General features: G+C 74.1%; 15 protein-coding genes. 2 read left to right on the top strand and 13 right to left on the bottom strand.

The window, feature by feature from the left end:
- The first annotated feature begins 144 nt into the window (after positions 1-144).
- On the top strand, positions 145-2,580 hold the full coding sequence (locus DCS98_RS02800) for a YveK family protein (protein ID WP_164704339.1): 2,436 nt from the start codon (positions 145-147) through the stop codon (positions 2,578-2,580).
- Positions 2,577-3,614 (top strand): glycosyltransferase family protein, encoded by a 1,038-nt coding sequence (locus DCS98_RS02795; RefSeq protein ID WP_116449779.1) that lies wholly within the window; start codon positions 2,577-2,579, stop codon positions 3,612-3,614. Before DCS98_RS02800 ends, DCS98_RS02795 begins: the two co-directional genes overlap by 4 nt.
- On the opposite strand, the gene DCS98_RS02790 is transcribed toward DCS98_RS02795, so the two are convergent.
- From DCS98_RS02790 to glmU, 13 genes are all read right to left on the bottom strand, one after another.
- Entirely contained in the window at positions 3,592-4,563 is a 972-nt protein-coding gene (locus tag DCS98_RS02790; protein ID WP_116449778.1) for a glycosyltransferase family 2 protein, read from the bottom strand. The two genes, DCS98_RS02795 and DCS98_RS02790, sit on opposite strands and share 23 nt — an antisense overlap.
- Entirely contained in the window at positions 4,560-5,711 is a 1,152-nt protein-coding gene (locus tag DCS98_RS02785) for a glycosyltransferase family 4 protein (RefSeq protein ID WP_241037081.1), read from the bottom strand. The genes DCS98_RS02790 and DCS98_RS02785 overlap by 4 nt, the downstream gene beginning before the upstream one ends.
- Positions 5,708-7,090 carry an oligosaccharide flippase family protein gene (locus DCS98_RS02780; protein ID WP_116449777.1) on the bottom strand — a complete coding sequence of 461 codons (1,383 nt, stop codon included), beginning with the start codon at positions 7,088-7,090 and terminating at the stop codon, positions 5,708-5,710. The genes DCS98_RS02785 and DCS98_RS02780 overlap by 4 nt, the downstream gene beginning before the upstream one ends.
- 145 nt (positions 7,091-7,235) lie before the next feature.
- Entirely contained in the window at positions 7,236-12,239 is a 5,004-nt protein-coding gene (locus DCS98_RS02775) for a PKD domain-containing protein (RefSeq protein WP_116449776.1), read from the bottom strand.
- 205 nt (positions 12,240-12,444) lie between these two features.
- A complete protein-coding gene (locus DCS98_RS02770) occupies positions 12,445-13,125 on the bottom strand; it encodes a DUF4352 domain-containing protein (protein WP_116449775.1) in 681 nt (226 codons plus the stop codon).
- Positions 13,122-13,949 (bottom strand): CDP-alcohol phosphatidyltransferase family protein, encoded by an 828-nt coding sequence (locus DCS98_RS02765; protein ID WP_116449774.1) that lies wholly within the window; start codon positions 13,947-13,949, stop codon positions 13,122-13,124. Before DCS98_RS02765 ends, DCS98_RS02770 begins: the two co-directional genes overlap by 4 nt.
- Complete coding sequence (locus DCS98_RS02760; protein ID WP_241037079.1) at positions 13,946-15,136, bottom strand: DUF1972 domain-containing protein; 1,191 nt, start codon at positions 15,134-15,136, stop codon at positions 13,946-13,948. Before DCS98_RS02760 ends, DCS98_RS02765 begins: the two co-directional genes overlap by 4 nt.
- Before the next feature lie 131 nt (positions 15,137-15,267).
- Positions 15,268-16,761, bottom strand: a complete 1,494-nt coding sequence (locus DCS98_RS02755) for a sugar transferase (RefSeq protein ID WP_116449773.1) — start codon at positions 16,759-16,761, stop codon at positions 15,268-15,270.
- 229 nt (positions 16,762-16,990) lie between these two features.
- Complete coding sequence (locus tag DCS98_RS02750; RefSeq protein WP_116449772.1) at positions 16,991-21,484, bottom strand: PKD domain-containing protein; 4,494 nt, start codon at positions 21,482-21,484, stop codon at positions 16,991-16,993.
- A gap of 201 nt (positions 21,485-21,685) precedes the next feature.
- Complete coding sequence (gene pth, locus DCS98_RS02745) at positions 21,686-22,276, bottom strand: aminoacyl-tRNA hydrolase (RefSeq protein WP_116449771.1); 591 nt, start codon at positions 22,274-22,276, stop codon at positions 21,686-21,688.
- Positions 22,277-22,338: 62 nt separating this feature from the next.
- Positions 22,339-23,043: a 50S ribosomal protein L25/general stress protein Ctc gene (locus DCS98_RS02740; protein ID WP_116449770.1), complete on the bottom strand. Its 705-nt coding sequence runs from the start codon at positions 23,041-23,043 to the stop codon at positions 22,339-22,341.
- A 290-nt stretch (positions 23,044-23,333) separates the two neighbouring features.
- Positions 23,334-24,314, bottom strand: a complete 981-nt coding sequence (locus DCS98_RS02735; RefSeq protein WP_116449769.1) for a ribose-phosphate diphosphokinase — start codon at positions 24,312-24,314, stop codon at positions 23,334-23,336.
- A gap of 14 nt (positions 24,315-24,328) precedes the next feature.
- The gene (gene glmU / locus DCS98_RS02730) at positions 24,329-25,840 is read right to left on the bottom strand and encodes a bifunctional UDP-N-acetylglucosamine diphosphorylase/glucosamine-1-phosphate N-acetyltransferase GlmU (protein WP_241037075.1); all 1,512 of its coding nucleotides are present in this window, start codon (positions 25,838-25,840) and stop codon (positions 24,329-24,331) included.
- Positions 25,841-25,868: the final 28 nt, after the last annotated feature.

Genomic DNA, 25,868 nt, shown 5'->3' with positions numbered 1-25,868 from the left:
GTGCCCCTGTGACGACGGCTCGCGGGTTCGAGCGGCTCCATCCCACCCCAACGGGTCACGGAACCCCCCGGAGCTGGGCCATCATGCCCCGGCCAGGGCCCTCCTCGGGCGATGATGGGAGTCCGGATCGGACGGGGGGCGGCGGTGGAGCCGAAGGACTACGTGCTGGCGCTCTGCCGGCGGTGGGTGTGGATCGGCACCGCCGCGACGGCAGGGGCCGCGCTCGGCGTCCTCGTCGCGATGCTCAGCGTCGTCACCTACCGCTCCTCGACCTCGCTCTACGTGGGCATCGACGAGGCTCGCGGCGCGCAGGACGCGGCGGCCGGCGCCCTCGTGGACGAGCGCGTGCTGCCGTCGATGGTGGAGCTCACCCGCTCGGCGGAGGTGCTCGGACCCGTCGTCGACGAGCTCGGCCTCGACACCTCGCCCGCGCAGCTGGCCGGCTCGGTGGAGGCCGGGCTGGTCGAGGACACCACCGTGCTCCAGATCTCGGTGTACGGCCCGGACCGGGACGAGGTCACCGTCGTCGCGCGGGAGGTCGCCGAGCAGCTGCGCCAGGCCACGGAGGCCATCTACGCGGGCCCCAGCGGGAAGCCGCTGCTGCGCGTGTCCACCCTCGAGCCCGCCAGCGAGCCCCGTTTCCAGATCTCCCCGAGCAAGCGGAACAACGCGGTGATCGGCTTCGCCACCGGAGCCGCCCTCGCCGCGCTGCTCGTCGGGCTGCGCGAGCTGTGGCATCCCCGGGTCCGCGACTACCGCGACGCCGAACGGGTCACCAGGGCACCGGTCGTCGAGGTGGCCGGGCCGGAGGTCGGCGCCACGCGACCGCACGAGACCGAGCGCGGCCGGGCCCTCGAGCGCCTCTGGTGGATGCTGCACGAGGCGTCACCGTCGGGACGTGGGGGCAGGTTCGCCGTCGTCGGCCCGCGCGCCGAGCAGCTCGCCCGGGACCTCGCGGTGTCCGGCAAGCCCCCGCAGCGCGCGCGGGTCACCCCCCTCGAGCAGGGCCCCCGGTCCACGGCCACGGTGATCCCGGCATGGGCCGACGACGTGCAGGTACGTCCGCTGGCCGACGTCCAGGGCCTGCTCCTGCACACCGCCGAGTTCGACGGCGTCCTGGTGACCGCGCACGGGAGCCGCACGTCGCGCACGCGCCTCGCGGCGGTCGTGGCGGCCGTCGAGCGGTCCGGCGTGCCGGTCGTGGGCGTCGTCGTGGAGGGTGTCCTCCCCCGCCGCGCCGGGCTGCTGGCCCGCGCGGTGGCGGCGCTGCGCGGCGACTCGCCACTCGGGCCGCTGGACGGGCTGGCCCGGACCTGGGGCCGCCGGGACCCGGGGCGCGCCGTCACGTCGACCCGCGTGGTCGCCGTCGCCGCTCTCGCGGCCGTCGGCTTCGCCCAGCCCCTGCCCCTGACGACGAGCACGAGCCTGCTCGCGGCCACCGCCCTCCTGCCCGTGTGGGCCGGGACGCTGCGCCGGTTCCGCGGGGCGCGCTTCCTCCTCGGGCTCTTCGCCGCCGCCCTGGTCGCCGGGTGGCTGCTGGCGGCCTGGTCGTCGATGCACCACGAGATCGTGCTGCGGAACGCCACGATCACCACGCTGCTGCTGCTCACCGCGGCCGGCAGCATCGGCCTGCTGCTGTGGGCGCGCACGGTCCTGCCGCTGCCGGTCGTCGCCCTGGCGTACGGGCTGGGGCAGCTGGCCACGGGCATCCTGCGGGCACCTGCCTCGGAGAACCCGCTCAAGTACGAGCTGCTCCTCCCCACCACCCTCGTCGTCCTCGCCCTCCTGTGCGGCCGCAGGCGGCTGGTGGAGCAGCTGGCCGCCCTGGCCGTCCTCGGCGCGCTCAACATCGCCAACGACGCGCGCAGCGCCTTCGGGTTCTGCCTGGTCGCCGCGTCGCTGGTCCTCTGGCAGGCCCGGCCCGGCGGCGGGCAGGTGCGGTACAACGGGTGGGCCGGGGTGGCCGCACTGGCCGCCGTCGTCGTCGGCCTCTACTTCGTCATCAGCGAGCTGCTCGTCAGCGGCGCGCTCGGGTCGGAGGTCCAGGCCCGCACGGCCGAGCAGATCGCCCGCAGCGGGAACCTGCTGCTCGGTGGCCGGCCGGAGTGGTCGGCGACCCTCGCGCTCATGGCGGAGAACCCCCTCGGGTTCGGCGTCGGGGCCGTGCCCACCGGCGCCGACCTCGCCGTCGCGAAGACCGGCTTCGCCGTCGCCAACATCGCCGGCGGGGAGAACTACCTCGAGCGCTTCATGCTCAACGGCTACTTCGAGCTGCACTCGGTGCTGGCCGACCTGTGGGTGAACCTCGGTCCGGTGGGGATCGCGCTCGGCCTGGCGATCGCGGTGCTGATCAGCCGCGGGCTCGCCGTCCGGCTCGGCCGCCGCGAGGCGTCGGCGCTCGAGTGCTTGATCGCCGTCAGCAGCCTCTGGTTCCTGGCGTTCGGCACCCCGACGTCCAACATGATGGACATCGCCTTCGCGCTCGGCCTGCTGCTGCCCTTCGCCGCCACCGTGCGCGCGCCGGCCGGACGGGCGCCCGAGGGGGCCCGGGCCCCGGTGCCCGTGGGTCCGGACGCGTGACCCGTCCGCTGCGCGTGCTGCAGTCGTTCCCCGACCCGCGCCCCACCACCAACCCGTACGTGGTCCTGCTGGCCCGCAGCCTCGCCTCGACACCGGGCGTCGAGGTCGCGACGTTCAGCTGGAAGCGGGCGCTCACCTGGCGCTACGACGTCTTCCACGTGCACTGGCCGGAGATCCTGGCCGAGGGCAGCACCCCGCTGCGGGCCCGGCTGAGGCGGCTGCTGTTCCTCGTCCTGCTCCTGCGGCTGCGCGCCACCGGGACGGCGCTGGTCCGCACCGCCCACAACGTGCGCCCGCACGAGGCCGCCGACCCCGCGACCCGGCTGCTGCTGGCCCTGACCGACCGGTGGACGACGCTGGTGATCAGGCTGAACGACGAGACCCCGGTCGCGGCCGGCACGCCGGTGGTCACCGTCCCGCACGGTCACTACCGCGACTGGTTCGAGGCGCTCCCCCGCACCGAGCGCGACCCGCGGCACCTCGCCTTCGTCGGCCTCGTCCGGCCGTACAAGGGGGTCGAGGAGCTGGTGCGGGTCTTCCGGGGCGCCGGGCTGGACGGCGCCACGCTCACCGTCGCCGGCCGCCCCGCCGACGCCGACCTGGCCGACCGGGTGCGCGCCACCGCCGGTGGCGACCGGCGCGTCGAGCTGCGGCTGGCGCACCTCAGCGACGAGGACCTCGTCACCGAGGTCAGCCGCTCCGCACTCGTCGTGCTGCCCTACCGGGAGATGCACAACTCCGGGGCGGCTCTCATGGCGCTGTCGCTCGACCGCCCGGTGCTGCTGCCCGACAACGAGGTGACCGGGCGGCTCGCCGACGAGGTCGGTCCCGAGTGGGTGCTGCGCTACCCCGGCCCCCTGGACGCCGGGGCGCTGGAGTCGGCGCTGCGCTCGGCCGGCTCCCTGCCGCGCGACGCCCGGCCCGACCTCGCCCGCCGCGGCTGGCGCGAGGCCGGCAGCGCCCACCTGGCCGCCTACCGGGACGCCGTCGCCGTGCGGCGGCGCCGGGCGGTCAGCCCGCGCGCGTCGTCCTGACGGACGCCGGACCTGACGCAGCCGCACCGCGCCGGTACTCCTGGTAGACCAGCCCGAAGGCGCCGGTGAGCATGCCGGCGCCCCGGGCCGCCGTGCGCAGGCCGCGGGCCCGGTGGGCCGGCCGGGCGGTGAGCACGCCGAGCGACCACCGCAGCCCGCCGCCGAGCAACCGGGGCAGGCCTCGGGTCAGGGCCCGGGTGCGCGCCCGCGCCCGCTGCCACGCCCCGGCGGCGAGGACCACGTCGACGCGGCTCGCCGAGTTGCCCGACCGGTAGGCCCGGCGCAGGACCCAGTCGGGGGTGACGCGGACGGCCGGCACCTCGTCGGTCACCACCGCCTCGTCGCACCACACCATGAGCGCGCCGCCGGCGGTCAGCTGCCGGGTGAAGAGGGTGTCGCTGCCGCCGCTGAGACCGAAGGCCGCGTCGAAGCGCAGGCCGGCCGCCCGGACCACGGCCATGTCGAGGAGCAGGTTGTTGGTGGCCGCGACGTCGATCGGGGTGCCGGTGGACAGCCGGCGCCGGTCGAAGAAGCGGCCGGCGGCGACCCACGGGTCCAGCTCACCCGGGAACGCCGAGACCACCGCGCCGGCGACGGCCGCGGCACCGGTCCGCTCCTGGGTGCCCAGCAGGTGCTCCAGCCACCCGGCGTGCGGGCGCTCGTCGTCGTCGACGAAGACGAGGAACGTCGCGTCCGCGGCCTCCTCCAGGGCCCGGTTGCGCGCGGCCGCGATACCGGGGGTGGGCTCGACGACGTAGCGCAGCCGCGGCGAATCGAACGCGGCAGCCGTCTCCCGCCCGCTGCCGGCCGGGTCGTTGTCGACCACGAGCACGTCCACCCGCCGGTCCGGCCGCTCCGCAGCGGCGGCCTGCTCGAGCAGCGCCGGCAGCGCGGCGGCGAGGTCGTCGGGCCTCCGGAACGTCAGGACGCCGATCGTCACGTGCGTCATGCCGCGTCCCCGGGTGCCGTGACCAGCCGGGCGATCTCGGCGCGGTACCGGGCCGGGTCGTGACGCCGTACCGCTTCCCGGACGTCGGCCACCGCCTGGTCGCGGTACCGCGGCCACTCGTCGACGACCCGCTGCACAGCTTCGGCCCAGGCCGTCGCGTCCCCGGGCTCGACCGCCTGCGCGGACGGGTAGCCGGCGCCGGCCTCCCGGAGGCCGCTGGTGTCGCTGACGACCAGCGGCCGGGCGGCCAGGACCGCCTCGACGGCCGTGTTGCCGAACGGCTCGTCGACCGTCGAGGGGATCAGGACGACGTCGGCGGTGGCGAGCGGCGCCCAGACGTCGGGGACGAACCCCGCGAAGTGGACGCGCTGCTGCAGGCCGGCGTCGCGGACCTGGTCGCGGAGCTCCGCCTCGAACCACTCGTATCCCGGGAAGACGGAGCCGAGCAGCTGGAGGTGGGCGTCCACCCCGCGCTCCACCAGGCCGGCGAGCGCCGCCACGGCGACCTGCGGGCCCTTGCGCGGCGAGAGCCGGCCCACGAACGCCAGGCGGACGGGCCGGTCGAGCCGGGCACGCGGCGGCGTGACGGTGCGGGGACCTGCCACGCCGTTGTAGACGACGGTGGCCCGCCGGCCGAGGCGGGGCAGGGAGTCGAGGAGGACGTCGCGGCTGTACCGGCTGTTGACCACGACCGCGTGCGCGGCGAGCACCGGCAGCGCGAGGACCACCTTGACCAGCCGCGCGGCCGACCGCTCCGCCTCGTGCACGTGCACGGTGACCCGGCGCCCGAGGAGGCGCCCGAGCAGCACCCACGACGGGATGGTGATGGTGCTGACGTAGACGCCGTCGCGGCCGGCCGCGCGCAGCAGCCGCACCGCCGGAGCGAGGCCCAGCAGCGCGTCGCGCACCAGGGCCAGCAGACCGGCCGGGCGCAGCGCGGCCTTGCGCAGGACCGGCATGCGGCAGGTGACCACCTCGGCGCCGCGGGCGCGGAGCTCACCGGCCAGCGGACCGGACCCCGGCAGCGCCACCACGACCCGGTGCCCGGCCTCGACCAGCCCGGAGACGGACTCGGCCAGCATCCGGTCGGAGCCGTACAGCTCCGCGCCCGGGTGGGCCACGAGCACCCGGCGGCCCGTGGCGGTCACGCCGTGGCCCCGGCCGCGGCCCGCCGCCGGAGCTCCCGCCGGATGTAGAGGGCGTTGGCCACGACCTGCGAGCAGAGCACGCCGACGGCCGACCCGATCACCGGCCCGGCGGCGCCCAGCGGGCCGGCGAGCCACCACGAGAGGCCGACGTTGAGCGGCAGCATCGCGACGATCACCAGCGCCTGGAAACGGAGCCCCCGGGCGTCGGTCATGAACATGCCGAGCGGGTACTTCAGGCCCTGCAGCACCATCAGGACGACGAAGCTGACCACCAGGAGCGGCCCGAGCTCGATGCGGCCGCCCGAGGCGAGGTCGGCGAGGAACGGCGACGCCAGGGCGATGCCCACCGCCATGAGCGCGGCCATCCCGCCGAAGACCAGCGCCATCGACGCCGGCGAGTCGGTCGAGCCGCGGGCCCGCGCCTTCGCGAAGACCGGCCAGAGGGTCACGCCCGCGGCGCTGATGACCGCCCAGATCGGCGTGAACATCTGGGCGGCGAGGTTGTACTCGGCGAGCGTGTCGGTCCCGGCCCGGTGGCTGAGCACGATGCGGTCGGTCTGCATCGCGATCGGGAGGGCGATCATCTGCACGAGCATCGGCCAGGCGACGTCGAGGACCCGCCCGCCGGTCACGGTGCGCACCCGGAGGGCGCCGCTGACCGCCGCCCGCAGCATCGGCCGGATCCGTCGCGCCGCCAGGACCAGGCAGACCGCGGCGAGGAGCAGCGTCGCCCCGTAGGCGAGCACCGCGACGGCGGGCCCGGCGGGGACGTCCAGCCACAGCAGCAGCGCCAGCGCGGTGAGGACCAGCGGCGTCTGGAACCCGTTGACCGCGATCGAGACGTGGTTCTTGCCCAGCCCGGCGAGGATCCGCTGCCCCACACCGAACGGCATGGCGACGGCGATGAGGATCAGGCACGCCATCGCGACGAGCGGCCCGGACCCCGGCATCAGCCCCGGCCCGAGCAGGCTCGGCCACAGCCCGGCCACGGTGATCGCCACCGCGACCAGCGACACGACGGTCGCACCGCCGACGAGGATCCGCAGGGACGTGATCAGCACGCCGCGCACGCGGGGGTCGGTCGACGGGTGGTCCGATGCGCCGACGGCGTTCATCACCGCGGCGGAGACCCCGAGGTCGGCGAACGGCAGCAGCGTGCCGATCGCCACGAGGAGCCCGTACTGGGCGTAGGAGGCGGTCCCGTAGTTCTCCACGATCAGGCGGGTCACCACGACGCCGAGCAGGGCGCTCACCGGGAGCACCAGCATCCGGACGCCACCGCTGCGGGCGGCACCGAGGAGCGTGGTGCGCAGGGGGACCGCCGACGCGACGGCCGGGGCTTCCGTCGTCCCCGTCGTCGTCACCACCCCCGTGTCCACGTCGGCCGAGGACCCTCGTCCTGGCCGGCTCTCCCGATCCGGGCGCACCCGGGCTCGGGTCCCAGGGTGCCAGGCCGGGGAGCGCGGGACGAGCCCCTGACCTGCTCACCCCTCCGGAGGGGTGAGCAGGCCGGGGTCGTCGCGGTCAGGGAGTGGGCCGGACCGCTCCGGGCTGGCCGATCCACCAGTCGTCCAGGTTCAGCCGGCCCGGGATCGTCGTGGCCGCCGACGAGACGTAGAGGGTGGTCCCGACCGCCCCGGCGACCTGCAGCTCGGAGGCCGCGTCGGTCGCGCTCACCTGCCACGCGGCGGGCTCGGCGGTCCCGTCGACCCACAGCTTCGCCCGCAACGTCGTCGGGCCCGACCCGACCACCTCGAGCCGGAGCTGGAGGACGGTCCCCGACGTGTAGGTGAGCCCGGGGATGGTCAGCGCCTGCAGCGTCGTGTTGACGTTGCCGACCTTCCTCGACAGCGTGAGGTTCACCGTCCCGCTCGGGGAGAACTTCAGGATCGTCTCGTACATGGTCGAGGCGCTGACCCGCCGCGTGGAGACCGTGACGTGGTTGGCGCCACCCGCGGGCTGGCGGTCGAGGGAGACCGCCGCCTGCAGCGCCAGGTCCCGCGCCGAGACGCCGTTGAGCAGGGCCGAGGAGGTCCCGCCCGTCCGGGTCACGTCCAGGTGCCCGGCGCCGCCCGACACCGATGCGGCACCCAGCGGGACGGAGACCGTCCAGGGTCCACCGGTGTCGGCGTCCCCCCACCCGCTGGTGACCGTGCGGGCGAAGGCGTCGGCCGCGATGGGCGGCGTGGCCGCTGCGGTGACGGTCACCTGCTTGGTCTCCGGGTCGGTGGCGTTCTGCGGGTCGGTGACCGTGAGCGTCACCTGGTAGTCGCCCGCCGCCGCGTACGGGTGCGTCGGCGTCGCCTCGGTCGAGGTCCCGCCGTCCCCGAAGTTCCACGCGTAGGTCAGCGCGCCGTTCTCCGGATCGGTCGACGACGTCCCGTCGAACGCCACGCTCAGCCCCGTGGCGGCGTACGTGAACGCGGCCGTCGGCGCCTGGTTCGGCGGCGGACCACCGGCGCTGACCGACACGGTCTTCGTCTCCGGGTCGCTGGCGCTCTGCGGGTCGGTGACCGTCAGCGTCACCTGGTAGTCGCCGGCCGCCGCGTACGGGTGCGTCGGCGTCGCCTCGGTCGAGGTCCCCCCGTCGCCGAAGCTCCACGCGTAGGTCAGCGCGCCGTTCTCCGGATCGGTCGACGACGTCCCGTCGAACGCCACGCTCAGGTTCGTCGCGGTGTACGTGAACGCAGCCGTCGGCGCCTGGTTCGGCGGCGGCGGGGCGGTCACGGTGACGGTCTTCGTCTCCGGGTCGCTGGCGTTCTGCGGGTCGGTGACCGTCAGGGTCACCTGGTAGTCGCCGGCCGCCGCGTACGGGTGCGTCGGCTTGGCCTCGGTCGAGGTCCCGCCGTCCCCGAAGTCCCACGCGTAGGTCAGCGCGCCGTTCTCCGGATCGGTCGACGACGTCCCGTCGAACGCCACGCTCAGCCCGGTCGCCACGTGCGTGAACGCTGCCGTGGGCGGCTGGTTCGCCGGCGGGGTCGTGCCCGGTGCGGTTCCGGAGGCGCCGGCCCACCAGTCGTCGACCGAGAACCGCACGGGCAGTGCCGTCGCCGAACCGGAGACGTAGACCGTGCCGCCGATGGCCCCGGGCACCCGCAGGGCGGCGGTGCTGTCGGTGGTGGTGTTCTGCCAGGCCGTCGGCTCCGGCGTGCCGGCCGCCCACACCTTCGCCCGCAGGTCCATCGTCGACGCACCGCTCACGTCGAAGCGCACCAGCAGCGGCGTGCCCGGGGTGTAGGTGAGCCCGGGGACGGTGATCCCGCGGAGGGTGGTCTCCGTCCCCCCTGCCATGCGGGCGATCGTCAGCGTGACCCGGCCGTCGTTCACGAACTTGACGATCGCGCGGTACATGTTCGCGGCGTCGACCCGCCGGGCGACGAGCGAGGCGAACACCCCGCCGCCGGTCGGCGGCGTGTCGAGCGTGAACGTGCCCTGCACCGCGACGTCACCGGCGGAGACGCCCCCGAGGGTGAAGTACGAGGTGTGACCCGCGGTGCCGAACTGCAGGCGCCCGGCGCCGGCCGACACCGACGACGACGCGCCCGGGCCGTTCAGCACGGTCCACGCCCCGCCCGTGTCGGCCGAGCCCCACCCGTTGCCGACCGTCCGGCCGAACGAGTCCACGGCGATGCCCTGCGGTGGGGTGCCCGGGTCGGTGACCTGCACCTGCTGGGTCGAGCTGCCGGTGTTCCCGGCCGGGTCCTTCACGACGAGCGTCACCGGGTAGGTGCCCCCGGCGGAGTACGGGTGCGTCGGCTTCGCCTCGGTCGAGGTCCCGCCGTCCCCGAAGTCCCACGCGTAGGTCAGCGCGCCGTTCTCCGGATCGGTCGACGACGTGCCGTCGAACGCGACGCTCAGGGCGTTCGGCGTGAACGTGAACGCCGACGTCGGCGGCTGGTTCGGCGGGGCGGTGACGGTGACGGTCTTCGTCTCCGGGTCGCTGGCGTTCTGCGGGTCGGTGACCGTCAGCGTCACCTGGTAGTCGCCGGCCGCCGCGTACGGGTGCGTCGGCTTCGCCTCGGTCGAGGTGCCGCCGTCCCCGAAGTTCCACGCGTAGGTCAGCGCGCCGTTCTCCGGATCGGTCGACGACGTCCCGTCGAACGCCACGCTCAGGTTCGTCGCGGTGTACGTGAACGCAGCCGTCGGCGCCACGTTGGGAACGGTCGTCCCGGCCCCCAGGGCGTGGTGCCCCGCCACCTCGAGCGGCGAGAGCGCGGAGAGGTAGACCGCGGGCTCGTCGATCCAGCCGTTGAAGTAGTTCGCCCCCGACCAGGAGGTGTCACCACCCACCCGCCAGTAGCCGGTGTTCGGCTGCGCCGTGGTGACACCGGAGAGCGAGCCCACCAGCACGCCGTCGAGGTAGAGCGCGGCTCCGCTCGAGCTCAGCGACGCAGCGACGTGGTGCCAGGCGCCGTCCTCGACCGTGCCGGGGCTCTGGATCGTGCGCCGTGCCCCGTCGTAGACGCCGAACACCAGCCGGCCGGACTCGTCGACGTAGACGCTGCGGTCGTGCGTGGTGCTGTTACCGGTGCGGGCGTTGCCGAAGCCGATGATCTTGCCGCCTGCCGTCGAGTTCGTCCGGAACCAGGCCTCGACGGTGAACGTCGTGGGTGCCGGGATCGCGGTCTGCGTCGAGAGGAACGCGTTGGAGCCGCTGAACCGGTAGGAGGGGTCGGAGTCACCCGTGATCGCCCCCGCCTGGCCCCGCGTCACCCCGGAGCTCGCGGTCAGGTCGAGGTTCTGGACCTGGTCGCGGGCGACCCCGGTGGTCTCGGTCAGCGGCCAGTGGTCCTGGGCTCCGGCGCTGCGGACCGCCTGCGCGTAGGGCCGTGTCGTCGCGCCGCCACCGGCGACGTCGATCGAGACCTCGGGGTAGTTCGCCACGTTCCCCCACGGGTCGGTGGCGACCACGCGGTACCGGTGGGTGCCGGCCGGCACCCCGACGTCGGTGAACCCGGCGCTGGGCTTCCGGTACCAGTCGGAGGACACCGTCGTCTCCCCGACGGGGGTCGCCCCGCCGTCGCGGAAGACGCGGTACGTGAGGTACTCGTTGTCCTGGTCGCTCGTGGTGGTCCAGGTGAGCCGGACGGTGCCGGGCACGAGGGTGCTCGCCGTGGGCGCGACCAGACCCGAGGACGCCGGCCCGCGGTCGTTCGGGGCGATCGACGGGACGGCGAAGCGCACCAGGCCCTGCTGCCGGGTGCCGTTGACGAACGGGAACTCGCCGCCGTAGACGACGTACTCGTCGTTGCCGCCGACGCTCCAGGCGGCCTGGCTCTGGCCGGTGAACGTGCCGGTGTCGAGGACCGGGTAGAAGGTCTGCAGCTTGGCCGCCGGCTGGCCGACGAAGTTCGAGTTGCGCAGCGTCTGCGTGCCGACCACGCCGGACGGGGCGATGCTCACCGCGGTCGCGCGCATGGACGGCGACTCGGGATAGCCGCCGATGTTCTGGCAGAAGTGCGGGTGCCCGGCCAGGTACAGCAGGCCGCCCGTCGAGTAGCTCCCGTAGGTGTCCCCGCGGCAGTCGTTGATGGACACGACGGCACCGCCGACGGCGACGGCGGAGAAGGACCCCTCGAGGTTGCCCGGCCCGTAGTAGTCGTAGCCGGTCCCGAAGACCAGCGTGCCGTCGGTGGCCAGGCTGTAGATCGCGGAGTTGATGCCCTGGTTGGTGATCAGCTGGTTGATCGCGAACGGCAGGGTGGCGCCGGTCGAGGCGTCGATGGCGCCCACCCCGGTGCTCTTGATGCCGTTCAGGCTGTCGAAGCGCCCACCGGCGATGACCTGCCCCCCGGCGATGACCAGGTCCATCACGGTGGTGCTCGTCCCGGTCGCGCCGTTGCGGTTGCCGGCCGTCGAGCCCTCGCCGGGGAACGGCGCCCAGCCCTCGACCAGCGCGCCCGAGGCAGCGGTGACCGCCGCCAGCCGCTTCCGGGCGACCCCGCCGACGGCGGTGAACGCGCCGCCGAGGTACACGGTGCTGTTGGTGGCGGCGATCGCCCGCACCTGCCCGCTGACGCTGGGGCGGAAGGTGCTCACCAGGGCTCCGGTGGCGGTGTCGTACGCCGCCACCCGGTTGCGGCTCTGGCCGTTGGCGGTGGTGAAGTCGCCGCCGACGTAGATGCGCGAGCCGTCGGGGCTCGCCGCCATCCCGAGCACCTGGCCGTTGAGGTCGGGGGCGAAGGAGGTGATGAGCTCGCCGGTGTTGATGTCGAACGCCAGCATGTTGTTGCGGACGACCTCGTTGACGCCGGGGGCGGCGCCGGCCGGCCGGGCCCGGGTGAACTTGCCACCGACGTAGACGGTGTCGCCGACGACGACCGACTGCCACACGACGCCGTTGATCTGGACGGTCGGGAGGCGGTCGGCCGCCACGGAGGTCGGCGTCGTCGGGTTGGCCGGGTTCAGCGGCGCCGAGTCCGCCCGGGCCGGGGTGGGCGCGGCGACCCCGAGGAAACCGGCGACGAGGAGCAGGCCGAGCAGGAGGCCGAGCACCCGCCTCGGGATGTCGATCCGCCGTGCAGTCATGGTGGTTCCCCCGGCTGTTCTCCGCGTGCGCCCGAGGACCAGACCGATCCGGGCGACGGATACTAAGCGTTACATGCAACGGCCCACCAGGGGTTGGGGCGCCTGATACCGGGTATCACGCGAGGTTCTCCGTGACCGTCTCGCAACCTTCCCTCACGCACGGTGATATCCGGCCGCCAGGGTGGCGCGGAACACACGGGAGGCGTCAGCCGACGGGGCCCGTCCAGCGCATGAACGGGACGCCCGGGCCGTAGCCCACCTCGACGGTCACCGCGTCCCGCCGGTCGGTGGGGACGGTGAACACGTAGACACCGTCCGCGGACTCGCCGGGCTCCAGCCGCCCGGTGAACAGCTCCTGCGACGGGTCGTCGAGGGGGGACGCCGGCGTCAGGTCGGCGCCGGTGTAGAGGTTGACGGCCACGCCGTCGAGGACGACGGGCTCGCCGGAACCGTTCCGGATGCGCACGGTGACGCGCAGCGCCGGCCCGGCGACGTTGCCCGGCCCGACCCCCGTGCCCTCGATCGCCTCGATGGCCGGGAGCGTGGCGGTGATGCCGGTGCCGGCGTCCGCCGTGCCGTCCAGCGGCACCGGGTCGAGGGCCGGCGGGAGGTCGTCGGCGTTCACGACCGGACCGGTCGGGGCCGGCACGGCCGGGGTGGTGGCCGCCGTGCTCGAGGGCACGGCCGCGGTGGGCACCGGGATCCGCGACGCAGCGGGGTCCGCGGGCTCGTCGTCGTCCCCGTTGACGACCAGCAGCACGACGACCAGGGCCGCCACGAGGACGGCCGCCGCGGCGGCCAGCAGCAGCCGCAGGCGCGTGCGCCTGGCGCCCGCGTCCGGGACGTCGGCGGACGGGTCGGCGGTGCTGGTCTCTTCGCGGCTCATCGTGGCAACCGTCCGATCTCCCGGAACCACTTGACGCAGGCCAGTGCCAGGTAGCCCGCGGTGGCAGCGAACAGGAACGAGTACGCACCGTAGAAGACGGCGGGCGCGCCGAGCAGGAGGAACACGAGGCAGAGCAGGCCGTAGTCGGTGGGGGCGACGAGCAGCGAGCGCAGCACGCTGGGTCGCTCACCGGTCGGCTGAGCGCGGGTCGCGGCACCGTGCCGCTCGCGCAGCGCCTCGTTGAGGATGGTGCCGAAGAACAGGACGGCGGCCACGACGGTGAACCCCATCGGGACGAGCAGCCACGGCCCCCGCTCCACGAGCTCGAAGCGGTAGGCGCCGACCAGCAGGGCGAGGTGCAGGCTGGAGATCTTCACCGCGTCCACCATGTGGTCCAGCCACTCCCCCGCGGGGCTGCCGCCGCCGCGCAGGCGGGCCAGCTGGCCGTCGGCCGCGTCGAACGCGTAGCCGAGCACCAGGCAGGCGGTGACGGCGATGCCGAGTCCCCAGGACGGGCTCACGAGCGCCAGCAGCGCGATGCCGGTGAAGGTGGAGGCGGCGCTGATCGCGGTCACCGCGTTCGGCGTCAGGCCGGCGTGGAAGGCCAGCGCCGCGAGCACCCGGCCGAGCTTGCGGTTGACGAAGCGCGAGTACGCGGGGGCGCCCTTCGCACCCTTCTGCGCCGAGGAGAGCCGCCGCAGCGTGGCACCGATGGACTCCGGTGCCGGTCGCGGAGGCGGGCTCTGCGGCGTGTTCTCCCCCGCGCGGTCGGCCCGCTGGGTCGGCAGGGAGATCCGCGGATCGGTGTCGGGGGTCGCGCTCATGGGTGCCCTCCGGGGCCGGGGGTGGGTACGAGCTCGGCGGCGGGGCCGCCGGCCGCGGCCCGGCGGCGACCGCTCGGACGGGTGGCAGGGACGTCGCCGGCGGCCAGGCGGGCGGCCAGCCGCTCGTAGCCGGCCGCGACGTCGTCCCAGTCGTAGCTCGCCGCGAGCCGGCGGGCGAGCCGCCCGGCCTGCTCGGTGCCCGCGGGGTCGGCCTCGGCGGCGGTCACGAGGGCCGCGACGTCGTCCGGGCCGGCGAAGTACCGGCCCGACGCACCGGCCACCTCGCGGTTGAAGTCCACGTCGAAGGCGAGGACCGCGGCCCCGGCGCCCAGGGCGCGCAGCAGCGAGGGATTGGTGCCGCCGACCGAGTGCCCGTGCAGGTACGTGGCCGAGTGGGCGTAGAGCGCGTCGAGCTGGACCTGGTCCCAGACCCCGCCGAGGAAGCGCACCCGCTCGTCGGCGAGGCCGTGCACGCGCGCGGTGTACTCGTCGGCGTAGGGAGCCGAGCCGACCACGACGAGCGGCTTGCGCGCACCGCTGCGGCGGTAGCCGTCGACGATGACGTCGACGTGGTTCTCCGGCTCGAAGCGCGCGACGACCAGGTGGTAGCCACCCGGCTCGAGCCCGAGCTCGGCCAGCCGCTCGGTGCCGGGCGCGACGAGCGGCGCCCCGTACGTGAGCAGCGTCGTGGGCGCGTCGAACTCGCGGCGGTAGTAGTCGGCGATCCCCTGGGCGTCGGCGATGAGCGCGTCGCTCCACCGCACGGCCAGCGCCTCGGCGGCCCGGTAGTAGCGCCGCCCGGCGCCGCCCCACTTGGCCCGGCGCCACTCCAGGCCGTCGACGTGGGTGGCGACCGGGATGCCGGCCGCGCGGACGAGCGGCAGCAGCGGGGCGTTGGCGGCGTTGAAGACGAACGCGGCGTCGGTGCGGTGCCGGAGCAGGTGCAGCACGGAGAGCGCCGAGTGGCTCAGGGTCTCCAGCGAGCGCTTGCGGGCGGCCGGGAGGTGCACGAGCTCCATGCCCAGGTACCGCTCGGGACGGTCGTCGCCGGCCGTCCGGCAGTAGACGACCACGCGGTGCCCGGCGGCGGCCAGCCTGCGGCCGACCTCCTCCACCGCGGTCTCGAAGCCCCCGTACCGGGCCGGGACACCGCGGGTGCCGACCATGGCGATGCTCAGGGCTTGCACGTGAGGTCCGTTCGGTCGGCGTTCGGGCGGGCTGGTCCCGGCGGGGCGGGACGCGGCGTCGACGCTGACGCTAGGGGGTGCGGGTCCTTCCGCGCTGCCCCTTCCCCCTCCGGGGAGTGAGCAGCTCCGGGTCAGTAGGCGCCGGAGCGGGAGAGGACCGCGCGGGCGGTCTTCCAGAGGATGAGCAGGTCGAGGGCGAGCGACCAGTTCTCGACGTAGCGGAGGTCCAGCCGGACCGACTCCTCCCAGGAGAGGTCGCTGCGCCCGGAGATCTGCCACAGGCCGGTCAGGCCCGGCTTGACCAGGAGCCGCCGGCTCACCGAGGTGTCGTACTTCGCCACCTCGCCGGGAAGCGGCGGCCGGGGACCGACCAGCGACATCGAGCCGCCCAGGATGTTGAACAGCTGCGGCAGCTCGTCGAGCGACAGACGGCGCAGCCACCGGCCCAGCGGCGTGACCCGCGGGTCGGCGCGCATCTTGAACAGCAGCCCGTCGGAGATGTTGCCCGGCAGCAGGTCGCCCAGGCGCTGGTCGGCGTCGGCCACCATGCTCCGGAACTTCAGCATGGTGAACGTGCGGCCCCCGAGGCCCACCCGCTCCTGCCGGTAGAGGACGGGCCCGGTGCTGGTGAACCGGACGGCGAGCGCGAGCACGACCAGGACCGGCGCCAGGACCAGCACCGCCAGGGCGGCGGCGCAGCGGTCCACCCCGCCCTTGACCACCCGGCGCCAGCCCTCGAGGCAGGGCTGCTCGACCGAGAGGAGGGGCAGCCCCTCGAAGGGGCGGATGTGCAGCCGCGGGCCGGCGACCTCGATCAGGCCGGGCGCCACCAGGAGCTCGATGCCGGTGCCCTCCAGCTGCCAGGACAGCTGCCGCAGGTACTGGGCGGCGGTCTCGCTGGCGGACGTGACGGCGATGGTGTCGACGTTCAGCTCCGCCGCCAGGGACAGGACGTCGTCCAGTCCGCCGACGGGAACACCCGCCTGCTCCCCCACCCGGGCCCGGTCGTCGGGTGTCACGCAGGCGGCGACGACGTCGAGGCCCGCGTAGTGCTCGCGCTGGAGGCGGCGGACGAGCTCGAGCACCGCTCCACCGCGGCCGACCACGATCACCCGCTTGGTGCAGCGCCCGACCGCGCGCAGCCGGCGCAGCTGGGTCCGGGCCACGTAGCGGCCGAGCAGGGTCACGACCGTGAGGGCGGGCAGGGCGAGGACGACCAGCGCGCGGCTGAGGTCGAGCGCCAGGGCGTAGCTGCTGAACCCGACGAGGGCCAGCACCAGGAGGCCGGCGCGGCCGACCCGGCGGTACTCGTCGCTGCCCGTGCCGAAGACCCGCTCGGAGTGGGCGCCGGTGAAGGCCAGCAGCGCCGGCCAGAGGGGGACGAGGACGAGCGTCGCCCAGAACAGGCTGCTCGAGGTGTTGATGCCGCCGGGCCGGGTCAGCAGGACCGCGGCGCCCGCCACCGACGCGGCGAGGGACTCGAACGCGACCAGGACGAGTGCGTACCGGCGGACCCACGCCGGCGAGGAACGGCGGACGTCGGGCTGGGGCGAGGTGCGACCGGCGGACGCGACGCCGGTCGAGGGCGCCAGTCCGGCATCCCGCTGCTTGTGGTCGAGCAGCATGACTCCCCCGAACTTCGTGACAGTCTGTGACTGGTTTGTCACCGTGCGGTTGTCTTTTCCGACGCCCACCAGGCCCTTCGTCGGGCCCTCGCCGGTCAGGAGCACTCACCTTCACAGTGAGTCACCGTGGCGTCAATGCGAGCGGCGGCCGTTCACCCCGATGTGAGGACGGCCGTCGCGTGTCCGGGAGGGGCGTGGTGACCGAGGTCACCACGCCCCTCCCGGAGAGTCACTCCTCGACGGGCCCGGTGCCGGCGCGGCCGACCCACAGGTCGTCGAGGTCGAGCACCAGCGGCAGCGCCGTCGCCGAGCCCGAGACGTAGAGCTCGAAGCCGACCGAACCGGCCACCTGGAGCTCGGGCGCGGCGTCGGTGGCCGTCGTCTGCCACTCGGCCGGCTCGGCCGTCCCGTCGGCCCAGACCTTGGCCCCCAGGGTCGAGGTCCCGACGCCGCTGACGTCGAACCGGACGTTGAGGACCATGCCCGGCGTGTAGGTCAGGTTCCCGACCTTGATCGACCGGAGGTTGGTCTCGACGCCGCCCACGACCCGGGTGAGGATCAGGTTGACCCCGCCGGCCGCGGTGACCTTGGTGGTCGCCCGGTACTCCCCGGCAGCGGTGTGCCGCGCCGACGTCGAGAAGAAGATCCCGCCGCCGGTGGGCATCTGCGGCAGGCGCATCGACAGCTGCACCGCGACCTGGTCGGCGGAGACCGAGTCCAGGTACCCGTTCGAGCGGCCACCGGCGCGCGCCACCGCGATGTGCGCCGCACCGTCGGAGACCGACGCCGAGCCGGTCCAGCCGCCGGTCGTCCAGTCGCCGCCGGTGTCGGCGGTGCCCAGACCCGTCGCGACCGAGCGCCCGAAGGCGTCCAGCGCGAAGGCTTCGGGCGCGGGACCCGGCTGGGCGACGGTGACCTCCTGCGTCCGCGTGCCCGTGGCGCCGTCGTCGTCCGTGACGGTGAGCCGGATCGTGTACGTGCCCGGCTGCGCGTAGGTGTGCTGCGCCGTCGCACCCGTCCCCGACGTCTGGTCACCGAAGTCCCAGGCGTAGGCGGCGATGGTGCCGTCCGCGTCCGAGGACGAGGTGGCGTCCACGGCCACGCCCATCCCGGTCACCGTCGGCACGAAGGCCGCGGTCGGGGCGGTGTTGGCCGGGGGCTCGACGACCGGGGGCGCGGTGTCCGCCGGGGTGGTCCCGGCGGGGCCGGCCCAGAAGTCGTCGAGGTCGAGGACGACCGGCAGCGCGGTCGCCGAACCCGACACGTAGAGCTCGTACCCGACGGTGCCCGCGGCCTGGAGGGCCGCCGTCGTGTCGGTGACGGTGTTCTGCCAGCCGGCCGGCTCCGGGGTGCCCTTGGCCCAGACCTTCGCCGCGAGCGTCGAGGTGCCGACGCCGCTCACGTCGAACCGCACGTTCAGCACGGTGCCGGGCGTGTAGTCCAGGCCGGGGACCTTGATGGTGCGCAGCCCGGTCTCCGTACCGCCCGCACCGCGGGTGAGGATCAGGTTCACCGATCCGGTCGCGTTCACCTTCACCGTCGCGCGGTAGTAGCCGGCGTCGGAGCGCCGTCCGTCGACGGAGAAGAAGATCCCGCCACCCGTCGGCATCTGCGGCAGCGCCAGGGACGTCTGCACCGCCACCTCGGTGGACGAGACGCCGGACAGGGTGCCGTTGGTGCGGCCACCGGCCCTCGCCACCGCGACGTGCCCGGCTCCACCGGACACCGACGCGGACCCGGTCCAGCCGCCCGTCGTCCAGTCGCCACCGGCATCGGCGGTGCCCAGGCCGGAGGCCACGGAGCGCTCGAAGGCGTCCTGGGCCACGGCGCGCGGACCGGCCGGCGGGTCGGTGACCGTCACCTGGCGCGTCGTGGTGCCGGTCGCGCCCTTGTCGTCGGTGACGGTCAGGCGGACCGTGTAGGTGCCGGCCTGCGCGTAGGTGTGCTGCGCCGTCGCACCGGTGCCCGACGCCTGGTCCCCGAAGTCCCAGGCGTAGGACGCGATGGTGCCGTCGGTGTCGGCCGAACCCGACCCGTCGACCCGCACCGCGAGGTCCGTGACGGCGGTCGTGAAGGCGGCCGTCGGCGCCTCGTTGACCCGCGGAGCCGTCGCCGTCACCTGGCGCGTCGTGGTGCCGGTCGCGCCCTTGTCGTCGGTGACGGTCAGGCGGACCGTGTAGGTGCCGGCCTGCGCGTAGGTGTGCTGCGCCGTCGCACCGGTGCCCGACGTCTGGTCCCCGAAGTCCCAGGCGTAGGACGCGATGGTGCCGTCGGTGTCCAGCGAGGAGGCGGCGTCGAAGCTGGCCGCCAGGTCGGTGACCGTCGACGTGAAGGTCGCCGTCGGGGCCATGTTCGCCGGCTTGCCGGTGGTGCCCAGCGTGTAGTGCGCCCGCACCCGGTCGGCAGGGAGGGCCTGGGGGTACACCGCCGGCTCGTCGATGAGACCGGTGAAGTACGCGTTGCCCGACCAGCTGGAGTCGCCACCGACCCGCCAGTACCCGGTGTAGGCCTGGGCGACCGTCGTGTCGGTGCGCGAGCCGACCAGCACGCCGTCCACGTAGAGCGCCATGCCCGACGGGCTCAGCGACGCGGCGACGTGGTGCCACTTGCCGTCGTTGAACGTCGCCGTGCTGTTCACGATCCGCTCCTGGCCCGGGTAGACGCCGAAGAGCACGCGGCCCGAGGCATCCATGTAGACGTGGCGGTCGTAGCCGGTGCTGTTGCCCGTCGTCCGGTTGCCGAAGCCGATGATCTTGCCGCCGGTCCGGCTCGTGGTCTGGAACCACGCCTCGATCGTGAACTCGTTCGGGCCCGGGATCGCCGTGGTCGTGGCGAGGAAGCCGCGGGGGGTCCCGTTGTTGCTCTGCCCGTAGAACTGGATCGCCGTGTCCGGGTCACCGGAGATGGCGCCGGCCCGGCCGGGCGTGAGGGTGCTGCCGCGGACGGCGAGGTCGGACGTGCCGGCCGAGTCCTCGGCGACGGTGCCGGAGGCCTCACCGAGCCGCCAGTGGTTCTGCGCGCCGTCGAGCAGCACGTTGTCGGCGTACGAGACGCCGCCGGTGCCGGGCGCCCCCACCTCCACGGTGGTCCACGGCGTGCTCACCACGTTGCCCAGCGGGTCGGACGCGGTGACGCGGTAGCGGTGGCTGCCGGCGGTGAGGTTGCCGTCCACGAAGCTCAGCGTCGGGCGCTTCCAGAACGTCGAGGCCTGGGTGACCTCGTACACCGGGACGGTCGTGTTGCCGTCGCGGTAGACGCGGTAGGTCAGGATCTCGTTGTCCTGGTCGTGGGTCGCCTGCCAGGTGACCCGGGCGGTGCCGCCGACGACCGACCGCACCACGGGCTGCAGCTCCGGGTTGTTGTCCGGGCCCACCTTGTTCGGCGCCAGCGGGCGGACCGCGAAGCGGACCAGCCCCTGCTGGGCCACGCCGTCGACGCCGGGGAACTCGCCGCCGTAGACGACGTACTGGCTGTTGCCGGACACGTTCCAGGGGCCCTGGCTCTGGCCGGTGTAGGTGCCCGCCTTGATGTCGGGGAACCAGGTCAGCAGCTGCGGGGCCGGCTGGCCGACGAAGTTGCCGGTCTCGGTGCCGACCTTGCCGACGGCGGCCTTGCTGAACGCGATGCCGCGGTAGAAGGACCACGGCTCGGTCTGCGGGAAGCCGCCGATGTTGCTGCAGACGTGCGGGTGGCCCGCGACGTAGGCCGAGGTACCGGAGGCCCAGACGGAGTACGTGTCGCCGTGGCAGTCGTCGATCCACTTGACCGCGCCGGTGTTCACGTCGGCGGCCACGACGCCCTCGAGCGTGCCGGGGCCGTAGGTGTAGCCCGACGCGTACACGGTGTCGGCGTCGACGGAGATGCCGGTGACCGACGCCGAGGAGCCGGTGTTGTTGATGACGGTGCCGGCCGTGAAGGGCAGCGGCTCACCGGTCACGGCGTCGATCGCGCCGAGACCGCGGGCAGTCTGGCTCGCGCCGGTCGGCGAGGTCAGCTTCGTGAACGAGCCGCCGGCGTAGACCTTGCTGGCGTCCGGCGAGACGGCCAGCGTCTGCACCTGCGCGTCCGCCGCCGGCGCCCACGGGAGGAGCGCGCCGTTGGAGCGGGAGTACGCGGCCAGCCGGGTGCGGGTCTCGGTGCCGGACCAGGTGAAGTTGCCACCGACGTAGACGGCGTCGTTGGTGACGGCGAGCGCCTTGACCTGCTGGGAGAAGCCCGGCGTGAACTCCGTGGCGAGCTGGCCGGTCGCGGTGTCGTAGGCCGCGATGCGGTAGCGGGGCTGACCGTCGGCGACGGTGAAGCTGCCACCGACGTAGATCCGGGTGCCGTCGGGCGAGGCCGCGACGGTCTTCACCTGCGCGTTGAGGCTGGGGGCGAACGAGGTGATCAGCTCGCCGGTGCGGATGTCGTACGCGAGGAGGTTGTTCCGCGGCACCGTGTTGACGCCCGGGGCGGCGCCTGCCGGACGGGCGGTGGTGAACTCACCGCCGACGTAGACGGTGTTGCCCACGACGACCTGAGACCACGCCACGCCGTCGATCTGGACGGTGGGCAGCGGGTCGGCGCTGACGGTGGCCGGCGTCGCCGGGTTCGCCGGGTCGGCCGGCGCGGTGTCGGCCTGTGCCGTGCCCGCGAGCAGGGTCCCCAGGGTCCCGATGGCGAGAAGGGTGCTCAGCAGCCCTGCGACGGCCACCTTGGGCCAGGCCGCGACGCGTCCGTACATGTGTGTGGTTCCCCCGTGGTCGGTGACGCTGACGACGTGATCGTTGATCAACGACCACGAACACTATGCGTCACGGACTCCGGGCGTGATCCCCCGTCCTGATGACCGAGTGCGACGAAAAGCCGCCATCAAGGCCGAATTATCGCTCTAGGTAACCGAGGGACCACTGTCCGCAGATACTCTGCGTCACGAGGGCACGGTTCAGGTGCGCGCGTGGACCTCGTTCTGCGCCGCCTCGAGACCCTTGACGAGGAGAGCCTCCAGCGCGTCCGCGGCCTCGACGAGGAGCAGGTCGAGCTCCTTGCGCTCGACGGCGGAGAAGTCCTTGAGGACGAAGTCGGCGGGGTCCTGGCGGCCGGGCGGGCGGCCGATGCCGACGCGCACCCGCAGGTAGTCCTTCGTGCCCGTCGACCGGGAGATCGACCGCAGGCCGTTGTGCCCGCCCTCGCCACCGCCGCGCTTGAGCCGGACGGAGGCGAAGGGCAGGTCGAGCTCGTCGTGCACCACGACGAGGTCGTCGGCCGGGAGGTGGTGGTAGTCGAGCAGCCCGCGGACGGGCCCTCCGGACTCGTTCATGTAGGTCAGGGGCCGGGCCAGCACGACGCGGCGGCCGGCCAGCCGCCCCTCGCCGGAGACGGCGCGCGAGCGCGCACCCTTCCCGGGCGAGAGCTTGATGTCGGCCCGGGAGGCCAGCTCGTCGAGCACCATGGCGCCGACGTTGTGCCGGTTGCCCGCGTAGCCGGGCCCCGGGTTGCCGAGCCCGACGACGAGGAACGGGCCCTCGGAGGGCACGGCGACGGGGGCGCCGGCAGTGCCGGCGCCCCCGTTGCCCGTGCTGTCGCTCAGGGGATCCCTCAGCTGTTCTCGGTCGACTCGATCGACTCGCCGCTGCCCTGGTCCTGCGGCTCGGGGACGACGTCGCCCTGGCCGGCGCCCTCGTCGGCGGCGGCGGACTCCTCGCGCTCGATGCCGGCCTCGGCCTCGGCCTCCTCCAGCTCGGCCTCGAGGGCCTCGGCGGTCGGGGCGGCCATCAGGTTGACCACCAGCGCGTCGGCGTCGGTGAGCAGGGTGGCGCCCTTCGGCAGCGTCAGGTCACCGGCGGTGAAGCCCTCGCCGACGCCGCGGCCCTCGACGTCGACCTCGATCGACTCGGGGATGCTGGTGGCGGCGACCTGGACCGACACGGTGTTGAGCTCGATGCTCACCAGGGTGTCGGGGCCGGTCTCGCCGACGACGACGACCGGGACGTCGACGGTGACCTTCTCGCCGCGACGCACGATGACCAGGTCGACGTGCTCGTGCACGCGCTTGATCGGGTCGCGCTGCACGGCCTTGGTCAGGGCGAGCTGCTCCTTGCCGTCGAGGACGACGGTGAGGAGGGCGTTGGTGCCGCCGTTACGGAGCGCCGCGGCGAACTCGCGGGCGGGCAGCGACAGGTGGACGACGTCCTGGCCGTGCCCGTAGAGGACGGCGGGGACGCGACCGGCACGGCGGGTGCGGCGGGCGCTGCCCTTGCCGAACTCGGTGCGGATCTCGGCTTCGAGGCGGAAGTCAGCCACGGTGGATGTGCTCCTCAGGAGGTGGATCGGTCTGCGGACCGGCGCACGAGCGCGGCACACCCCTGGGGCGGACGCACGTCGATCACGGAGCGGGAGCTCCCTCGCCGGGCTGTGTCCACTGTACCCGGCGTCCGCCGGGCACCCGCGGCCAGGAGCTCCCAGACCGCGGCAGACGCGCAGCGGGTGGACCGGTCGCGGGACCCGGAGGGTCCCCGGCCGGGACACGGGCAGCGGCTCAGCCGGAGCCGGGGACGGCTCGTGGCCGCGGTGCGATCCGGAGGATCGCAGTGTTACGAGGCGCCGTCGAAAAGGCTGGTGACGGAGCCGTCCTCGAAGACCTCGGTGATCGCGCGGGCGAGGAGCGGGGCGATCGAGAGGACGGTGAGCTTGTCGAACTGCCGCTCCGGCTCGATCGGCAGCGTGTTGGTCACGATGACCTCGCTGACCCGGCTGTTCTTGAGCCGGTCGACGGCGGGACCGGACAGGACGCCGTGCGTGGCGGTCACGATGACGTCGGCGGCGCCGGCGTCGAACAGCGTCTCGGCGGCCTTCACGATCGTGCCGCCGGTGTCGATCATGTCGTCGACCAGGATGCAGACCCGGCCCTCGACCTCGCCGACGACGCGGTTGGCGACGACCTCGTTGGGGCGCATCGGGTCCCGGGTCTTGTGGATGAAGGCGAGCGGGACGCCACCGAGCTTGTCGCTCCAGCGCTCGGACACCCGCACGCGGCCGGAGTCGGGCGAGACGACCGTCAGCTCGCGGTCGCCCCACTTCTCGCAGACGTGCGCGACGAGCAGGTCCAGGGCGAACAGGTGGTCCACCGGCCCGTCGAAGAAGCCCTGGATCTGGGCGGTGTGCAGGTCCACCGCCATCAGCCGGTCGGCGCCCGCGGTCTTGAACATGTCGGCGACCAGGCGGGCGGAGATCGGCTCGCGACCGCGGTGCTTCTTGTCCTGCCGGGCGTAGGGGAAGAACGGGGCGACGACGGTGATCCGCTTGGCCGAGGCGCGCTTGAGCGCGTCGACCATGATCAGCTGCTCCATGAGCCAGGTGTTGATCGGCGCGGTGTGGCTCTGCACGACGAAGGCGTCGCAGCCGCGCACCGACTCCTCGAAGCGGACGAACAGCTCGCCGTTGGCGAACTCGTACGACGCCGTCGGGGTGGGGGTGACGCCGAGGTGCCCGGCGATCTCGGTGGCGAGCTCCGGGTAGGCCCGTCCTGAGAAGAGCATCAAGCTCTTGCTGTTCGCCTGCCGGATCGCGCTCATCGGCTTCGTCTTCCCTACGTGTCGGTGTGCGTACCTGTGGCCTCGGACCGGTCCTCGGCAGCCGCAGCCGCCCGGCGCTCGGCCGCCTCCGCGGCCTCGGCCGCGGGCGTCCCGGAGCGGCGGCGGCGCACCCAGCCTCCCACATTCCGCTGGGGCGACCGCGCGACGGCCATGGCTCCCGGGGGGACGTCGGAGGTGATCACCGAGCCGGCCGCGGTGTACGCGCCGTCCCCCACGGTGACCGGCGCCACGAGCATGGTGTCGGACCCCACGCGGACCTGGTCGCCGATCGTCGTGCGGTGCTTGGCGACGCCGTCGTAGTTCACGAAGACGGTGGCCGCGCCGATGTTGGCGCCCCGGCCGATCGTCGCGTCACCCACGTAGGACAGGTGCGGCACCTTCGAGCCCTCGCCGACCTCCGCGTTCTTCGTCTCCACGAACGCGCCGACCTTGGCGCCGCGCGCCAGGCGGGTGCCCGGGCGCAGGTAGCTGAACGGGCCGACGGTGGCGTCCGGTCCGATCTGCGCGCCCAGGCAGTGCGACCGCACGACGCTGGCCCCGTCCTCGACGACGCAGTCGACCAGCGTGGTGTCCGGCCCGACCACGGCCCCGCCACCGACGGCCGTCGTCCCCTGCAGCTGGGTACCGGGCTCCAGGACGGCGTCGGCACCGACGGAGCAGGTGACGTCGACCCACGTGGTCTGCGGGTCGACGACGGTGACCCCGCTGCGCATGAGGTCGTCGAGGACCCGGTCGTTGAGGGTGCGGCGGCGGAAGGCCAGCTCCCGGCGGTCGTTGCAGCCCAGGACGTCGTCGGGGTCCTCGGCCACGTGCCCGCCGACCGGGGCGCCGTCGGCGACCAGCAGACCCAGGACGTCGGTGAAGTACTGCTCGCCCTGGTCGTTATCCGTGCTGATCCGGCCGAGCGCGCTCCGGATGGACGCCGCGTCGCCGACGTAGACGCCGGCGTTGATCTCGCGGAGAGCCCGCTGCTCGGGGGTGGCGTCGCGCTCCTCCACGATCGCGCGCACACCCCCGTCCGCACCCCGCACGATCCGGCCCAGACCGGTCGGGTCGTCGACCTCCGCCGTCAGGACCGTCAGCGCGCTGCCGGCCGCCCGGTGCGCCTCGACCAGCGCGGAGACCGTGGTGGCGCGCAGCAGCGGGGCGTCGCCGTTGACGAGCAGGACCGGCCCCTCGATGTCGGGGACCGCGTCCAGCGCGACGGCGGCCGCGTGCCCGGAGCCGCGTTGCTCCTCCTGCACGACCGCCAGGGCGCCCGGGGCGATCTCGGCGAGGTGGGCCTCGACCTGGTCGCGCCCGGCACCGACGACGACGACCGTCGTCCCGGCGCGGAGGGGCTCGGCGGCGGCGAGCACGTGGCCCAGCAGGCTGCGCCCGCCCAGCGTGTGCAGCACCTTGGGCGTCGTCGAACGCATGCGCGTGCCCTGGCCGGCGGCCAGGACGACGACGGCGGCCACCGCCGGGGACGTCGACGGGGCGGCGGGCGACTCCTGCGCGATCACGGATCTCCTCGGACGGGCGGCCGGCTTC

The organism is Blastococcus litoris, assembly GCF_003075095.1.
Taxonomy (GTDB): domain Bacteria; phylum Actinomycetota; class Actinomycetes; order Mycobacteriales; family Geodermatophilaceae; genus Blastococcus_B; species Blastococcus_B litoris.
Note: the sequence above shows the minus strand (reverse complement) of the source record. Positions and strands in the feature narration are given on the sequence as shown.